General features: G+C 63.5%; 17 protein-coding genes. 10 read left to right on the forward strand and 7 right to left on the reverse strand.

The window, feature by feature from the left end; genetic code table 11:
* Positions 1–69: 69 nt before the first annotated feature.
* A complete protein-coding gene (locus FJ960_RS07040; protein ID WP_140712748.1) occupies positions 70–1053 on the reverse strand; it encodes a DMT family transporter in 984 nt (327 codons plus the stop codon).
* Between the two features lie 152 nt (positions 1054–1205).
* On the opposite strand from FJ960_RS07040, the gene FJ960_RS07045 reads away from it, so the two are divergent.
* The 5 genes from FJ960_RS07045 (at position 1206) to FJ960_RS07065 (ending at position 5344) form a co-directional block, all read left to right on the forward strand.
* Positions 1206–3185, forward strand: coding sequence for a BTAD domain-containing putative transcriptional regulator (locus FJ960_RS07045; RefSeq protein WP_140712750.1), 1980 nt, complete (start codon positions 1206–1208; stop codon positions 3183–3185).
* A gap of 122 nt (positions 3186–3307) precedes the next feature.
* On the forward strand, positions 3308–3880 hold the full coding sequence (locus FJ960_RS07050) for a rod-binding protein (protein ID WP_181174164.1): 573 nt from the start codon (positions 3308–3310) through the stop codon (positions 3878–3880).
* 13 nt (positions 3881–3893) lie between these two features.
* Positions 3894–4319: a hypothetical protein gene (locus FJ960_RS07055; protein WP_027144780.1), complete on the forward strand. Its 426-nt coding sequence runs from the start codon at positions 3894–3896 to the stop codon at positions 4317–4319.
* Positions 4320–4348: 29 nt separating this feature from the next.
* Positions 4349–4870, forward strand: coding sequence for a hypothetical protein (locus FJ960_RS07060; RefSeq protein WP_140712752.1), 522 nt, complete (start codon positions 4349–4351; stop codon positions 4868–4870).
* A 189-nt stretch (positions 4871–5059) separates the two neighbouring features.
* Complete coding sequence (locus tag FJ960_RS07065) at positions 5060–5344, forward strand: SCP2 sterol-binding domain-containing protein (protein WP_027144782.1); 285 nt, start codon at positions 5060–5062, stop codon at positions 5342–5344.
* A gap of 83 nt (positions 5345–5427) precedes the next feature.
* Here the strand turns inward: FJ960_RS07065 and FJ960_RS07070 are convergent, their stop codons facing one another.
* Positions 5428–5982, reverse strand: coding sequence for an N-acetyltransferase (locus tag FJ960_RS07070; RefSeq protein WP_140712824.1), 555 nt, complete (start codon positions 5980–5982; stop codon positions 5428–5430).
* 264 nt (positions 5983–6246) lie between these two features.
* Positions 6247–7380 (reverse strand): ornithine/lysine decarboxylase, encoded by a 1134-nt coding sequence (odc2, locus tag FJ960_RS07075; RefSeq protein WP_140712754.1) that lies wholly within the window; start codon positions 7378–7380, stop codon positions 6247–6249.
* A gap of 542 nt (positions 7381–7922) precedes the next feature.
* Between odc2 and FJ960_RS07080 the strand changes: the two genes are divergently transcribed.
* From FJ960_RS07080 to FJ960_RS07095, 4 genes are all read left to right on the forward strand, one after another.
* A complete protein-coding gene (locus FJ960_RS07080) occupies positions 7923–9119 on the forward strand; it encodes an amidase (RefSeq protein ID WP_140712756.1) in 1197 nt (398 codons plus the stop codon).
* 3 nt (positions 9120–9122) lie between these two features.
* Positions 9123–10022 carry a LysR family transcriptional regulator gene (locus FJ960_RS07085; protein ID WP_027144786.1) on the forward strand — a complete coding sequence of 300 codons (900 nt, stop codon included), beginning with the start codon at positions 9123–9125 and terminating at the stop codon, positions 10020–10022.
* A 248-nt stretch (positions 10023–10270) separates the two neighbouring features.
* Positions 10271–10939 carry a DUF1007 family protein gene (locus tag FJ960_RS07090; protein ID WP_140504191.1) on the forward strand — a complete coding sequence of 223 codons (669 nt, stop codon included), beginning with the start codon at positions 10271–10273 and terminating at the stop codon, positions 10937–10939.
* Positions 10940–10953: 14 nt separating this feature from the next.
* Complete coding sequence (locus FJ960_RS07095; protein ID WP_140712826.1) at positions 10954–12129, forward strand: nickel/cobalt transporter; 1176 nt, start codon at positions 10954–10956, stop codon at positions 12127–12129.
* A gap of 40 nt (positions 12130–12169) precedes the next feature.
* On the opposite strand, the gene denD is transcribed toward FJ960_RS07095, so the two are convergent.
* The 4 genes from denD to FJ960_RS07115 form a co-directional block, all read right to left on the reverse strand.
* On the reverse strand, positions 12170–13147 hold the full coding sequence (gene denD, locus FJ960_RS07100; RefSeq protein ID WP_140712758.1) for a D-erythronate dehydrogenase: 978 nt from the start codon (positions 13145–13147) through the stop codon (positions 12170–12172).
* Positions 13148–13159: 12 nt separating this feature from the next.
* On the reverse strand, positions 13160–13369 hold the full coding sequence (locus FJ960_RS07105) for a hypothetical protein (protein ID WP_140504195.1): 210 nt from the start codon (positions 13367–13369) through the stop codon (positions 13160–13162).
* 89 nt (positions 13370–13458) lie between these two features.
* Positions 13459–14442, reverse strand: coding sequence for a cation diffusion facilitator family transporter (locus FJ960_RS07110; protein ID WP_140712760.1), 984 nt, complete (start codon positions 14440–14442; stop codon positions 13459–13461).
* Positions 14443–14456: 14 nt separating this feature from the next.
* A complete protein-coding gene (locus FJ960_RS07115; protein WP_140712762.1) occupies positions 14457–15143 on the reverse strand; it encodes a GNAT family protein in 687 nt (228 codons plus the stop codon).
* Between the two features lie 82 nt (positions 15144–15225).
* Here FJ960_RS07115 and FJ960_RS07120 point away from each other — a divergent pair, with 82 nt between their 5' ends.
* Positions 15226–16410, forward strand: coding sequence for a pyridoxal phosphate-dependent aminotransferase (locus tag FJ960_RS07120; RefSeq protein WP_140712764.1), 1185 nt, complete (start codon positions 15226–15228; stop codon positions 16408–16410).
* Positions 16411–16414 lie beyond the last annotated feature (4 nt).

A 16414-nucleotide genomic window follows, 5' to 3' on the forward strand; every position in this document is an offset into this window, starting at 1 on the left:
CCGGCAGCGACCGCTGCCGGGTCGTTTGAGGCCATGCCGAGTGGCGGTCGGATTTGGAATACGCATTGATCAACGGCAAGGATCATGACGTATCTCCACTGAACCTGAATTGGGGACGGAACGATCGCCCGCCCTGAGTGCGGGCGCGGCCACGACGACAGGCGCCGCATCAAAGGAATCGGGCCGGCCAGCGCGGGCACGCGGCGTTCCGTTCGCTGCGACGGACAGGATCGCACCGAGAATGATCGCGGCACCCAGTGCGCCCGCGGGTGAGCTCCGTTCGCCAAGGAAGATCGTCGCCGCGAGCGCCCCGAAGACACTTTCGGCACTGACGATCACGGCGGCATGACTGGCGGTGGTGAAGCGTTGGGCGGCGGTCTGTATGCCGAAAGCGATCGCGGTGGAGAACACGCCGAGGACCGCCAATTCCGGGCCAGCCGCGAATACAGCGGCCGGCGATAGCTTGCCTTGCAGCGCTCCGAGCGGCAGGGTGAAGGCCGCCGCCCCTAGGAATTGTGTCGCCGAGGCGGTGAACGGTCGCTGATGGGCCCGCATGTGCCGGCCAAGTTCGACCATCCAGAGCGCATAGCAGGCGGCCGACAGGATAGCGGTCAGATCGCCGCCGCCGAAACCGTCGATTCCGTCGGACAAAAGCAGGGCACCAAGGACGGTCAAACCGGCAGCTACGGCAAGGTTCGCCGTCGGGCGTTCGCCGATGAGCAGCCAGGCGGCCAGTGGTGTCATCACGGTTGCGGTGCTCACGAGGAAGCTTGCATTCGTGACCGTGGCGCCGAGATAGCAAAGCTGCTGAAGCGTGATGGAGATCGCGAACAACACACCCACCTTGGTCAGGCTGGAGAAATAGCCTGGCCCTGCAGGCAGTCTCCTTTCCTTCAAGACAAAGGGCAGCACCAGCAGCCCGCCGATCAGGCAACGCAGGCCGACGGCACTCAGAGCATCAAGGTGAGCAAGCACCGTCTTTTGCGCGACATTGCCGAGGCCCCATAAAGCGGCCGCCAACAGCAGCAGCAAATTGGCTCTGGTCTCAGACACCCGGCACCCCCTCAAGCCAAGGTCTTGATGACTCGGCCGCCCTTACTCGCCGGATCTAGACGATCCTGCATCACGGCAGCGCTTGAGGGTGGTGCGCTACTGTTTGCGAAGCGTTAGTTTTGAGTTAGAATTTCGTCAGGCGGGGAGAGCAAATGCAAAATGAAGATAAGGGCGAGACAAATAGAATCTCGCTCTTCGGTGGTTTCAGGATCGAAAATGCCACGGCGGATTCGCTCCGGCTGACAGGAAAACGAGGGCCTGCGATCATCGCTTATCTGTCCCGGTCTCCAGGCATGGCAGCGACACGGGAGAGACTGGCTGATCTATTCTGGAGTGACAGCGACAGCGAGCACTCCCGCAACAGTCTGCGGCAAACCCTCAGTATTCTGCGCCGGGATTTATCGCGGGCAGGCGTGAATCTTATCCATTCCCGCGGGGAATCGATTGGCCTCACGCCAGACGCGGTTCGGGTTGACGTGGACGAGTTCGAAGCAGGCCTCACGGCCCGTTCCGTGCCGGAGCTCGAAAAGGCCCTGGCGAACTACACCGGGCCGTTCCTCGACGGGCTTTATCTGGGAAGCGATGGGTTCGATGGCTGGGTCACATCCGAACGCGACAGATTGCTGAGCCGCGCACTTGAAGCTTTCGAAAAATTGGCCCGTCTCGTTGACGCGGAAACCGGAATCATACTGGTCGATCGCGTTCTCGTCATGGAGCCGACGCGGGAAGAGTCCTATCGGCTCAAGATGGAATTGCTGCTCGCATCGGGTCAACGCGACAGGGCGATCAGGACATACGAAGTTTGCAAAAGCATTTTGAAGAAAGAGTTCGGGGTCGAGGTCGGCCCGGAGACGCGAGCGCTTTGGCAATCCATGCTGTCTGCCGACACGGCGTCGAATACACAGTCGGCAAATGCTGTTCCAGCCAACCAGCGCCACGGGCGCCCATCGATCAGCGTTGCCGACTTCATCAACCTGACCGGAAAGCAAGGCGACGACTTTTTCTCCAAGGGGCTCGTGCAGGACATCACCACGGCTCTTTCCGAAGTGGCTGACTATGTCGTGCTCTCCGCGCCGCCACCCGCGGAGAAAAGTGGTGCCGAAGGAACAAAGATCCCGGGAACGCTCCGCGCGCGATACGTGCTTAGCGGCAGCGTCCAGAGATCGGGCAATGGGCTGAGGGTGAATATCCAGCTTGTCGATGCCGCTGGCGGCCACAACGTCTGGGCCCAGAAGTTCGACGGGCACTCCGAGAATGCGCTCGAATTCCAGGACAGGATCGCACAGTCTGTTGTCTTGGCCGTGATCCTCGACCTTCAACTGACCAACTGGAAAGTCCGCGACAAGAGCCCGCCTGGTCCCCCCGAAGTGCGCAGGTTGGTGAACGAAGCTTTGATGAAGTACTTTGAGATGACCCGGGACTCGCTTTTGATCGGGCTAGAGCTTGCGGAGAAAGCTGTCTCGATAGGCGCCGACAACGCTCGTGCGAAGCGGACGCTCTCGATTACAATTTCAATGGGCGTGGCGTTCGGTTCGTTGCCCAGGGAGCCGGGCCAGATCGAGCGGGCGGTCGAGCTTGCGGCGGCGGCGGTACGGGCGGTGCCTGACGACGAAATTGCCCGCTGCATCCTGTCATTCGCGCTCGAAAGCTGTGGCCGCATCGACGAAGCGATCGCCGAATGTCAGCACGCGATCAGTCTCAATCCAAGCTATCCGACCGGCCACGGCGACATTTCGATGCTGTTTGCATTGCGCGGACAGGTAAACGAAGCAGTGCGTGAGGCGAACGAGGCAATCCGGCTCGGAACGCATGACGTCATCGATTTCTGGCGTCATCATGGCTTGGTTGTCGCACTGTTCGCGGGCGGCGACGATCGGCGGGCGCTCGAAGTCGCCCGCAGGGTGGTCAGGACAAAGCCGGGATTTGTTCGCGGTGCCCTTTACTGGGCCGCGTCCGCGTCGGCGACCGGAAACAACGAAGAAGCCTCACGGGCCATACACCATTGCCTGTCACAACTTCCTCATCTCAACCTGGGCAATGTCTGCCCCGGCTTTGTGCCGCGCTATGTGAAGGATCATCATCACGCGAGATTCCTTGAAATGTTGTCGAGAGCTGGCCTTCCTGCTTCCTGACGGAAGCTGGCAGGGCGGCGTGGACCCGGAGAAACCAGATCAAGCCCGCCTCCCCGCAAGCCTGCCACAAGCTTGTTGAGGCATGGTCATGGCTAAGGAAACCCGGCAAAAGGCGGACCTTCTTGGCGATTTCTCCACCCAGCGACATCGTGATGGATGTCGCCCGAGCTGCCGATCCGATGGATATCGAGGCTGCCCGCGCCGCGCTGACGAAGCGCGCCGGGAACGTCGCCGGCACGTTTTCGGTCGACACCGCGGCCTCGGTCGATGCCGGCTCGATCCTGTCGCGCGCGACGGCTGACAAGGCCGCGGCGACGGCCGACCCGGCCAAGAAATTCAAGAAGTTCGAGGCGATGGTCTTGCAGACCTTCATCCAGAACATGCTGCCCAAGGACACCGAGGGCGTCTACGGCACGGGTCTCGCCGGCGACATGTGGAAATCGCAGCTCGCCGAGCGCGTCGCCGACGTCGTGGCCGATCGCGGCGGCATCGGCATCGCCAAGTCGCTGCTTGCCGACCACTACATGGACGGCAAGCGCACGGTACCGATCGGCCCGGTTTCGAATGGACCGGAAAAGACCGAGATCGACCAGCAGACCCGTCTGTCCACCTCGCTCGTCCAGGAATTGCAGCGCAAGGCCGCCAGGTCGATGACCGGCGACGAGACAACCATAAAAACAGACATCGAGATCTAGACTGGGAAACACCATGGCCGACTCTTCCGAATTCACCGCCAACCTGCCAGCGCGAGCAACAGCGTCGGACGCACCGACCCCTTTCGCGCGGCCTGGAAACCTTGCCGCCATCATCGGCCGCATCGAGGAGGTGGTCGAGGAAGAGACCGCCGGCATCCGCAGCGATACAAGCTATGACCTCAAGGCGTCGAACGCCCGTAAGAGCCGCTATCTCTACGAGCTGACCCGCGCCATGAAGGGCGGCAGCGAGGCCGAATTCCTCGAGCAGCACCGCGAGGGCCTGACCCGGCTGCGCCAGAAGCTGGCGAAGAACGAGGCCGCGATCCTGGCGCATCTGAGCGCCGTCAACGAGGTTGCCGGCCTGCTGCGCAGCGCCATCCAGCGCGCCGAAACCGACGGCACCTACTCCGCCGGCGAGTTTGGCAGGCAGAAAGGTTAGAGCGCGGCGATGCCGGGCTCGGGTTCAAAATGATCAAAGTCATCGCCATAGCGGTCTGGATCTGCGCCGCCACGCTCGGCGCGGTGTTCTATTCGTTCCAGGCCGCTGGCGAACGCGGCGTAGGCGAAAAACCCAAGCCGATGCTGGGCGGGCTGGACTACGTCAAGACCGACGTCATTTCGGTGCCGCTGATCCACGACTCCAAGATCGACGGCTACTTCCTGGCCAAGCTCGTCTATACCGTCGAGCCGGAACAGATAAAGAAGCTGTCGATCCCAGCCGAGGCGCTGATTACAGACGAGGTCTACAGTTATCTCTACGCCCACCCCCAGATCGACTTCAGCAAGAAGGCGACGGTCGACCTCGATGCCTTTCGCGCCGCCATCCGCGACACGATCAACACACGTGTCGGCGCAACCCTGGTGCATGAGGTCCTGATCGACCAGGTCAATTTCCTGAGCAAGGATGAGATCCGCGACAACTGGCTGCGCCGACGGCAGGATGCCAGCACCCCTGCGCCCGCGACGCCTAAGCCGGTCGGCGCGCATTGAACTATCGGCCCGGTGCCGGTGGTCCCGATAGCAGTCGGCGTCGGGGCCGATTCCTGCAATTCGCGTTGACGTAAACGTCAATCCAAAGCTATATGCGGCAGCGATCGTGATCGCCAGTGATGCCCGCATGGACTTCGGCTGGACCGAAGTGCCGTTGCGCGACAGAATGCAACCAGACAGGAGAACAGCGTGAGCGTTCAGGAGATTGCCGAGAAGATCAAGTCGCGCGTGGCCAGCAGCGGGTTCGATCGTTCCGTGAAATTCGACACCGGCAGCGACGGCGTCATCGTCATCGACGGCGCAACCGTCTCGACCACGGACGCTCCCGCCGACTGCACCATCAAGCTGTCGCTCGACGATCTGGATTCGCTGATCGCGGGCGACCTGAACCCGACCATGGCGTTCATGACCGGCAAGATAAAGGTCGAAGGCGACATGACCGTCGCCATGGCGCTGAGCCAGTTGATCGGCTGAACGGACGCGGCCGCCAGAAGCGGCTTTAGGTGATAAAAACGCCGCCTTTTCAGGCGGCGTTTTGTTTGAAGGGCAAGTCGCGCTTAAGCCTCACGCGCCAGGATCGGCGCCTGTGCCTTTAGCTTGCGGCCGGACGCCTTCAGCGTGCCCTCGGCGCCGTCGAGCGCGCCCTCCACCAGTTCCAGCGCCAGCAGGCGGTGCCGCTCGTAAGGTCCCGGCATGGCGAGCGCACCGGTCCTGGCGGCCGAAAAGCCGAAGCGGCCATAATAGGGCTCGTCGCCGACCAGCAGGATCGCCGCGTGGCCGAGGCGCGCGGCTTCCGCGATGGCATGGCGCATCAGCGCCGAACCGATGCCGGCACTCTTGAGCGACGGGTCGACGGCGAGCGGGCCAAGCAGCAGCGCCGGACCGCCCTCGCCCAGCGTGACGTCCCATAGCCGCACCGTGCCGGCCAAGCCGCCCGAGGCATCGCGCGCAACGAAGGCCAGCCCCTCCGAGGGCCGGCGGCCGCGCCGCAACTTCTCCGACGATTTGGTCTTGCGCTTCGGCCCCATGGCCTCGTCGAGCAGTGCCTCGCGCGCTGCAAGGTCGGCCGAGGTCTCTGCGACGACGCTAATCTCCTCCCTTGAGGGGGAGATGTCGCCGAAGGTGACAGAAGGGGTCGGTGCGCGCAGAGCGCCGGCGCGAAGAGAGGCCGCAGCAGTGGAGGAGACCCCCTCTGGCCTGGCGGCCGTCTCCCCCTCGATAGGGGAGATCAGCCAATCGCGCTGTCCAGCTTCAACAATGAAATTCGCAACGTCCATTTCCGCAATCCTTCACGAGCGGATATCTGTTCCACAGGCGAGCCGGTGCGGACGATCACTTCGCCCGCGCCGGATGATCTGAACAGCTCTAACGAGCCGTCAGATCACGTAGGATCGGAGAGGCTTGAAGCCGTTGAAGGCGACCGCCGAGTAGGTGGTCGTGTAGGCGCCGGTGCCTTCGATCAGCACCTCGTCGCCGATGGTCAGCGACAAGGGCAGCGGATACGGCGTCTTCTCGTACATCACGTCGGCCGAATCGCAGGTCGGGCCGGCGAGCACGCAAGGCGCGGTCTCGGTGCCGTCATGCGCGGTGACGATCGGGTAGCGGATCGCCTCGTCCATCGTCTCGGCCAGACCGCCGAACTTGCCGATGTCGAGGAACACCCAGCGCACATTGTCGTTGTCGGCCTTCTTCGAGATCAGCACGACTTCCGACTTGATGACGCCGGCATTGCCGACCATGCCGCGGCCTGGCTCGATGATGGTCTCGGGAATGGCGTTGCCGAAATGCTTGCGCAGCGCCGAGAAGATCGCCTGGCCATAGGCCTGCGCCGCCGGCACGTCACGCAAATAGCGCGTCGGGAAGCCGCCGCCCATATTGACCATCTTGAGCACGATGCCTTCTTCGGCGAGCGTCGCGAACACCTTCTTGGCGTCGGCCAGAGCACGGTCCCATGCGGTCAGGTCGGTCTGCTGCGAGCCGACATGGAACGACACGCCATGGGCATCAAGGCCGAGACCCTTGGCATGGCGCAGCACGTCGACGGCCATCGCTGGCACGCAGCCGAACTTGCGCGACAGCGGCCATTCGGCGCCTTCGCCATCGGTCAGCACGCGGCAGAACACGCGGGCGCCTGGAGCGGCGCGGGCGATCTTCTCGACCTCCTCGACGCAGTCGACCGCGAACAGCTTGATGCCGAGCTGGTAGGCGCGTGCGATGTCACGCTCCTTCTTGATGGTGTTGCCGAAGGAGATGCGGTCCGCCGGCGCACCGGCGTCCATCGCCATCTCGACTTCGGCAACGGAAGCGGTGTCGAAGGACGAGCCCATCGCAGCAAGCAGGCGCAGGATTTCCGGCGCCGGGTTTGCTTTCACCGCATAGTAGATCCTGGAATCGGGCAGAGCCTTCTCGAAGGCGCGGAAATTGTCGCGCACGACATCGAGGTCGACGACGAGGCAGGGGCCGGACGGACGTCGGGTGGCGAGGAAGTCGAGGATGCGCTGTGTAGCCATCGGGTTTCTCCATCGCGCCTTTCGGCGCGCACAGGGGTGCGGACACGGGCTTTCGGCCTCGCGAACACGCGGTCAAACAAAGGCGGGACGGAAAATCCATGGAACCAGCCGGTGGAGACCCCGGAACCATGAAACGCCGTCTCGCGGCGATGAACCTTGGCCTTGCCCGGCTTCGGTTCGCTTTGTCTGCCTTGGCTTGGATTGGGAGAACCCCGTTCCGCACTGCCGGCAATGAAGGTGTGCCTCTTCAGTAACCCCGGTCTTTGGACAACCGGCAGAGAACCAGAAAGGCCCGCACCGTCGTTGCTTCAAGGTGTCCTCGGTCTGGCGGTTGGCCGCTAAACCGACTGGAGGGGTTGGCTCCAGTTACCTTACCGATTTCCCTCACCATTCGAGGATCGGCGGACACCCACAGGCACGTGCGACTTTGGGCAAGCGCGATATAGGGGCGAAGCATTTCACAATCAATAAAAATCGTATCCCAGGTTGTAAAATATCTGGCATCGAACAATGTTGGCGCAACCGTATCCGGATATCGAACGATGACAGGCACGCACGGCCCCTTCAACGCCTTTCTCGATCTTCGCCAGATACCGGTGGCGCATGCCGAGCTTGGGCCCCTGGCCGGCCTGCGGCTGGCGGTCAAGGACATTTACGATGTTGCCGGCTATCGCACCGGTTGCGGCAATTTGCGGAAATTCGCCGAAGGCCACGCCGCTTCGCGCACGGCACCCGCCGTGCAGATGATTCTCGACGCGGGCGCGCGTTTCGTCGGCAAGACCCAGACCGACGAGCTCGCCTTCGCTCTGTTCGGCCAGAATGCGCATTTTCCGTTTCCAGCGAATCCCGCGGCTCCCGACCGCGTCACCGGAGGCTCGTCGTCCGGGTCGGCGGCCGCGGTGGCGGGTAGGCTGGTCGACATCGCCACGGGGTCCGACACCGGTGGTTCGATCCGCGCGCCGGCGAGTTTCTGCGGGCTGATCGGGCTCCGCACCACGCATGGCCGCATTTCCCTCGAGGGCACCATGCCGTTGGCGCCGAGTTTCGACACGTTCGGCTGGTTCGCCGACGGCATCGAAACCTACGAGACAGTCGGCAAGCTGCTGCTCGGCCGCGACCCGCACCAGCATGCGCTCGACCGCCCGCTGACGCTCGGCTGGCTGGACGAAATGGTCGCCCGGCCGGCACTCGCAGAATATGCGGGAATGAAGGCGCTGGCGAGCGCGGTTTTCGGCACGCCGGCGACGCCGACGACGTGCTTCAGCTCTCCCCCGGATGAACTCTACTGGTGCTTTCGCCGGCTGCAGGCCAGTGAGGCCTGGACGGTGCATGGCGAATGGATCACCAGCGGCGAGCGCGATCTTGGCCCCGGGGTCGAGGAGCGTTTCGGCTTCGGCCGTGCCGTCGACGACCGGACGGCACAGGCCGAAAAAGTGCGCCGGCTGACCTTTCGCGGCGAATTGAGTGCCCTGCTCGGCAAGGACGGCTTCCTTGTCCTGCCGACGGTGCCAGGCCCGGCGCCTTACGTCGACAGCACACCCGAGCAGTTCCAGGCCTATCGCGAGCGCGCCTTGCATCTTCTGTGCCTGGCCGGGCTCTCCGGCTTTCCCCAAATCACCTTGCCGATCGGCTCGGTCGCCGGCGCTCCTTTCGGCCTGTCGCTGCTTGGCCCTTCCGGCAGCGACATAGCCCTGATACGGCTCGGCCGAAAACTTCTCGACGCAGCACAAAGAGCCTGAACAATGGATACACTGACCCGCATGCGCGCCTTCATCGATGTCGTCGAGGCCGAGGGCTTTTCGGCGGCGGCGCGCAAAATCGGCCGCTCCAAGGCGCTGCTGTCGAAATATGTGCGCGAGCTGGAGGACGAACTCGGTGCGCTGCTGCTCAACCGCACCACGCGCCAGTTCTCGATGACCGAGGCCGGCCACACCTACTACCGTCGCGCCTCGGAGATCGTGCGCGAGGTCGACAGCCTGGCCGACGCCGTGCGCGAGTCCTCCGGCGATGTGCGCGGCCGGATCAAGCTGTCGGCGCCGCGCACCTTCGCCGACGCGCCGATCGGCCAGTCGCTGATCGACTTCGCCAAGCAATATCCCGACATCGTGCTCGACATCCAGCTCGACGACCGCTTCGTCGATCTGGTCGAGGAAGGCTTCGACCTCGCGGTGCGCATCTCGCGGCTGGAGAATTCGTCGCTGATCGCCAGACGGCTGGCACCGTTTTCGATCAAGCTCTGCGGCTCTCCCGAACTGATCGCCAGGCATGGCATGCCGACACGGCCCCAGGATCTCGGCCACATGCCCTGCATCGTCGACACCAATGGCCGCGGCCTGAACAACTGGCCGTTCAAGGGCGACAATGGCGATCCGGTGAGCATCGCCGTGTCGGGCCCGATCGAAGTCAACAGCCCGATGGCGGCGCGCGCCGCGGCCTTGTCGGGGCTTGGATTCTGCATCCTGCCGGATTTCATCGCCGCGCCCGACCTCAAGAGCGGCCAATTGATGGCGGTGCTCGACGACCGCATCCTGTCGGGCGGCGGCATCTTCGCCGTCTATCCACACCGCCGCTATCTGCCGGCGAAGGTGCGCGTTTTCGTCGATTTCCTGGTGCAGTGGTTCAGGACGCGCGAGAGCGCCTGACCCCGCTTCAGCGTGCGTGTCGTTGTCCCAAAACCGCTTCGCACTTTTGGGCGACACGCCTTTGTTGTGTGCGTGTCGTCGTCCCAAAACCGCGTCGCACTTTGGGCGACACGCCTTTGTTGTGTGCGTGTCGTCGTCCCAAAACCGCGTCGCACTTTTGGGCGACACGCACTGGCGGTCCCAATTTCGCCCCCTTTCTGGTAACCTTCGACAACTCTCTCCGAAAGCCAAGGGAATCGCGACCGCGAATGCATTTGAAACGGCACGCAATCATGCTGGCTTCGGCCTTGGCGGCGACCTTTGCCGCGACAGGACCCGCCCAGGTGCATCCGCACGTCTTCGCCGAGGCACGCCTCGACGTGATCCTCTCCCCGGATCACCAAAGTGTGAAAGCGTTGCGTCATCTGTGGCGCTTCGACGACCTGTTTTCGAGTACGGTGATGATGGAGTTCGACAAGAACTCCGACCTGAAGCTTGACGACAAGGAGCTGAAAGAGGTCGCCGATACCGTTCATGCCTCGCTGGCCGAGTTCAATTATTTCCAGCTCGTCACGCAGAACGGCAAGGACGTGACGATGGTGCCGCCGCCGCATCTGATGGCCAATTTCGATAACGATCAGTTGATCATCCTGTTCGAGTCCGAACCCAAGGTGCCGATCAAGCTGACCGGCACGATCGACATCGGCGTCTACGATCCGACCTTCTACACGGCGATCGACTTCACCGAGGATTCCAACATCACGGTTGAAGGCTTGCCGTCGAATTGCACGAGCAAGGTCATCCGGCCGGACCCCGACGAGGCGATCAAGGAAAACCAGAAGACCCTGACGGATGCTTTCTTCAACGATCCGACAGGCACCGATATGAGCAAGATCTTTGCCACCAAGCTCGAACTGACCTGCCAGCCAGAAGGATAGATCCGGTGAACCTGATCGGGAACTGTTCGAAACCGTCCTTGCGTTTGGCATTCGGCCTGATGGCCCTCACCTTTGCCGTGATGCATTTCGCCAATGCCGCGCACGCCCAGAGTTCGCTCGGCATCGGCGTCAATGACGGCATGGCGCCGACCACCGGTCCGTTCGCCCATATCCTGATGTGGATCAATCTCAGGCAGCAGGAATTCTATCGCGCGCTGGCGACAGCCATGAAGGCGATGCGCCAGGACAACAGCAAGCTCTGGGTGCTCATCGGCCTGTCCTTCGCCTATGGCATTTTCCACGCCGCCGGCCCCGGCCACGGCAAGGCGGTGATCTCCTCCTACATGGTGGCAAACGAAGTGGCGCTGAAGCGCGGCATCCTGTTGTCCTTCGTCTCGGCGCTGCTGCAGGGCCTGACGGCGATCCTGGTGATGCTGCTTGCCTATTTCGTCCTGCGCGGCACCACCATCTCGATGACCGATGCGGCCTGGTTCATGGAGATCATGAGCTTTGCCCTGGTCACCCTCTTTGGCGCCTGGCTTTTGTGGCGCAAGCTCGGTCCTTCCGTCCTGCGCCTGTTTGGCAAGGGGCCGGCCTACAGCCTGTCCGCGGCTCACGCAGGTCATTCCCACGCGGGCCATTCTCATGTCGGCGGCCATTCGCATGGCGCCCACGACCATGCTGCGCACGCACAGTCCCATGCACTTCACGCGCATGACGATCGTGATCATGCGCATGGCCATTCGCACGATCATCACGACCATGGCGCGCACGATCATGCGCATCACGACCACGCCGACGGCGAGGTCTGCGAAACCTGCGGCCACTCGCATGCGCCCGATCCGGCGATGCTGTCCGGCGACCGCTTTGATTGGCGCACGGCCTGGTCGGCGGTGGCGGCGGTCGGCATCCGCCCCTGCTCCGGCGCGCTGATCGTGCTGAGCTTCGCGCTTCTCAACGGGCTTTGGCTCGGCGGCCTGCTGTCGGTGCTGGCGATGTCGATTGGAACCGCCATCACCGTCTCGGCGCTGGCGACGCTTGCCGTGACAGCCAAGAACTGGGCGGTCTATTTCGCCGGCGGCGGCCGCATGGGCAACCGCATCCACTCGATCGTCGAGATCGGCGGCGCGGCCTTCGTGTTCCTGTTTGGACTGCTGTTGCTGTCAGCGAGCCTGACGGGCGGCGTCTAGACCCATCCAACCCATTGGAACGGGATAGGCGCCGCAACGCCTAACCGGCGATCTTGCCGCCCAGCTCATCCTCGATATGAACGCGGATGATCTCGTCAAAACTTTTCTCGGCACTAAAGCCAAGCTCCCTTGACCGCCGCGCCTCGAACCGGGTCGGCCAGCCCTTGACGATCGCCCAGATAGTCTCGTCGGGCACCTCGCGGATTAAGCTTGCCGCCTTCGATCCGGCGATGCGTTCCAGCGCCTCGATCTGCTCGCCGACGGTGACGGCGACGCCCGGCATCGTCAGGTTGCGGCGCGGCCCGACGGCGGCACCGTCGATGCCAGCCGCGTGGATCAGGAAATTCACCGCCGAACGCGGGCTGGCATGGGTGTGCAGCACCGAGCGCGGCACCGGCAGGATCGCCTCCTGCCCGCTCAGCGGTTCGCGGATAATGCCGGAGAAGAAGCCGGAGGCCGCCTTGTTCGGCTTGCCCGGCCGCACGCAGATCGTCGGCAGCCGGATGCCGATGCCATCGAAGAAGCCGCGCCTTGAATAATCGGCGAGCAGCGCTTCGCTCATCTGCTTCTGCGTGCCGTAGGAGGTCAGCGGCGTCGGGTGGAATTCGTCCGGAATGACATCCGGGAACGGCGCGCCGAACACCGCGATCGACGAGGTGAAGACGACGCGCGGCGCGAACCCCGCCAGGCGGATGGCGTCGAACAGCGCGCGCGAGCCGTCGAGGTTGACGCGGTAGCCGAGTTCGAAATTCGCTTCCGCCTCACCCGACACGATGCCGGCGAGGTGGAAGACGACATCGGGCCGCGACGCAACCAGGCCTTCCGCGGCGCCTGCTTCGGCAAGGTCACCCGTGTGCGGTGCGACGCTGACGCCGTCCATGGCTGGCGCTTGCGGCGGCACGATGTCGTGCAGATCGAGCGCGGTGATCTTCTTGCCGCGCAGCGTGCCGTCCTTGGCCAGCCGGGCGATGAGCTTGCGGCCGACCATGCCCGCCGCGCCAGTGATCAGAATGCGCATGTCCGATATCCCTTACTTCCGATTTTTGCGCTGGCTGCGCGCGCGCAGCCAGAACACCAAGAAGAACGCCAGCACGAAGGCAGTGCCGAAGATACCCGCCAGCACGGTCGAATAGTTGCCGAGTGCCAACATCACGGTCGGCAGGTAGAAAGCGGCAATGCCGAACAGAAGCATGATCCAGACCGCCGCGATGGCCGCATTGCGCGTGTCGCGGTCCATCATGCCGGACCGGAGCGGCGATCGTTCATCGGGCTGAGTTTCAAAGCTGGAGAACTCCTGAGGCAGGTCCGATCAATGATCATTGATCGGACCTAGTGATAGTGGCCGTGATGCGGAGCCGCATCGTGCTCATGCTTATGGTCGTGGCCGTCGCCATCGTCGGCGCAGTGGCCGAATTCCGGTTCCACGGTGGCATGGCTGATGCCGTGCTCGCTGGCAAGCCGCTTCTTGATGGCGCTGACCGCCTGATGCGCATCGACGCCCTGGTCAAGGCAGGCATGCAGCGTCGCCATGCTGCTCGTGCCGTCGATCGACCAGATATGCATATGGTGCACTTCGCGCACGCCCTTGACCGTTGCCTGGATATCCCCGGCGATCAGGTCGCGATCGAGGCTTGGCGGTACGCCTTCGAGCAGGACGTGGGCGGCGGCGCGCATCAGCGACCAGGCGGTGGACAGGATCAGCAGCGAGACCAGCACGGACAGGATCGGGTCGATCGGCGTCCAGCCGGTCGCCAGGATGACCAGTGCCGCCACGATCGCGGCGGCAGAGCCGAGCAGATCGCCAAGCACATGCAGGATGGCGCCGCGCATGTTGAGGTTGTCTCGATCGCCGCCATGCAGCACCAGGAAGGAGCCTATATTGACCAGCAGGCCGAGGATCGCCACCACCAGCATCGGACCGCCCAGCACCGGTGCAGGTGTCAGCAGGCGATTCCATGCCTCGTAGACGATCCACAGCGCGATGACGAAGATGGCGATGCCGTTGGTGTAAGCCACCAGCGTCTTGACCCGGCCGAAGCCGTAGGTGAGCTGGCCGGTCGCCGGCCGGCCTGCCAGATGGAAGGCATACCAGGCCAGGCCGAGCGCAATGGCGTCGGCGAGCATGTGGCCGGCATCGGCCAGCAGCGCCAGCGACCCCGTAAACAGGCCGCCGAGCGCCTCGGCGACCATGAAGCCGGCGGTAAGGCAAGCCGCGATCAGCACGCGCTTCTTGTCGGTCGAACCATGCACATGGCCGGCGCCGTGGTCATGCCCGCCGTGGTCGTGCCCGCTGTGGTCGTGGGTATGCGCCAAATGGCAAACTCCCGTTAGGCGCCGAATTCCGCGCGAAAATCCTCCAGGCGGCGCTTCTGCTGGCCATCGGCGTCGAAGTTGGCTGGATCGAGCCAGGCTTCATAAGCCTTGCGCAGAGCCGGCCATTCCTTGTCGATGATCGAATACCACGCAGTGTCGCGGTTTTCACCCTTGACGATGAGATGCTGGCGGAAAATGCCCTCGAATTTAAAGCCGAACCGTTCCGCCGCGCGCTTCGACGGCTCGTTGCGGTTGTTGCACTTCCATTCGTAGCGGCGATAGCCGAGTTCGTCGAAGATGCATTTCATGAACAGGAACTGCGCTTCCGTCGCCGCCGGCTTGCGCGAGATGAGCGGTCCCCAGTAGATGTTGCCGATCTCGATGACGCCATAGGCCGGATCGATGCGCATCAGCGTCTGGCGTCCCGCGATCTTGCCGCTGGCCTTGTCGATGACCGCGAAGAACAGTGGATCCTCGCTGGCCTCCACCTTGTCCAGCCAGGGCTGGAAGGCGGCGCGGTTTTCCGGCGGATAATCGGGCAGCCAGGCGAAGCGGCCGTCGACATCGGCGACGGCCGAGGCTGCATAGAGGCCGTCGCCGTGCTTCGCGGCACTCAGCGGCTCGAGCCTGACATAGCGGCCCTCCAGCACCTTGTGCTCCGGGCGCGGACGCGGTTGCCAGTCTTTGAGATTTTCCGACACCGAAAGCTCCAATCCGTTGACTTTTGCGAGCGGACGCTCACAAAAACGCTGCCGCACAGTAAGAACCACAGGGACGGGAAAAATGCTCCACACGATTTCGGCCTTCGACCGTCTCGGCGAGGAAAATGCGTTCGCGGTGCTGGCGCGAGCAACGGCACTTGCCCAGCAGGGCCGCGACATCGTCAACCTCGGCATCGGCCAGCCAGACTTCAAGACGCCGCAGCACATCGTCGAGGCGGCGATCAAGGCGTTGCGTGACGGCCACCATGGCTACACGCCGGCCAACGGCCTTTTGGTGACGCGCGAGGCGGTGGTGCGCCGCACGCTGACCACCACCGGCGTCGAGGTCTCGCCCGAGGCGGTGATGATCATGCCCGGCGGCAAGCCGACCATGTTCGCCGCCATCCTGATGTTCGGCGAACCGGGCGCCGAGATCCTTTATCCCGACCCCGGCTTTCCCATCTACCGCTCGATGATCGAATTCACCGGTGCGACCCCCATTCCCGTGCCGATGCGCGAGGAGAACGGCTTCGCCTTCTCGGCGCAAGAGACGCTGGCGCTGATCACGCCGAAGACCAAGCTCCTGATCCTCAATTCGCCGGCCAACCCGACCGGTGGCGTCACGCCCCGGGCCGAGATTGAAAAACTGGTCAAGGGGCTGGAGAAGCACCCAGACGTCGCCATCCTCTCCGACGAGATCTACGACGTCATGACCTATGACGGCGAGACGCATTGCTCGCTGCTCGGCTTTCCCGAGATCCGCGACCGGCTGATCGTGCTCAACGGCTGGTCGAAGAGCTGGGCGATGACCGGCTGGCGCATGGGCTGGTCGATCTGGCCGAACGGCGACAAGGGCGGCCATCTCTACGACAAGGTACGCAAGCTGGCGGTCAATTGCTGGTCCTGCGTCAACGCGCCGAGCCAGTTCGCCGGCATCGCCGCGATCGACGGCCCGCAGGACGACGTCGACAAGATGATGCGCGCCTTCGACAACCGCCGGAAGATCGTGGTCGAAGGCCTGAACGCCCTGCCAAACGTCTCCTGCATTACGCCCAAGGGTGCGTTCTATGCCTTCCCAAATGTCTCGAAGATCGGTTGGAAGGCCAAGAAGCTCGCCTCGGCGCTGCTCGACGAGGCCGGTGTGGCGCTGATCGGCGGCCCCGATTTCGGCATTCTTGGCGAAGGGTACATCAGGCTCTCCTATGCCAATTCCGAGGAGAACATTTTGCGGGCGCTGGAGCGGATCGGAACGTTTCTGGCGAAGTGAGCCG

Source organism: Mesorhizobium sp. B2-3-11 (assembly GCF_006442215.1).
GTDB lineage: Bacteria > Pseudomonadota > Alphaproteobacteria > Rhizobiales > Rhizobiaceae > Mesorhizobium > Mesorhizobium salmacidum.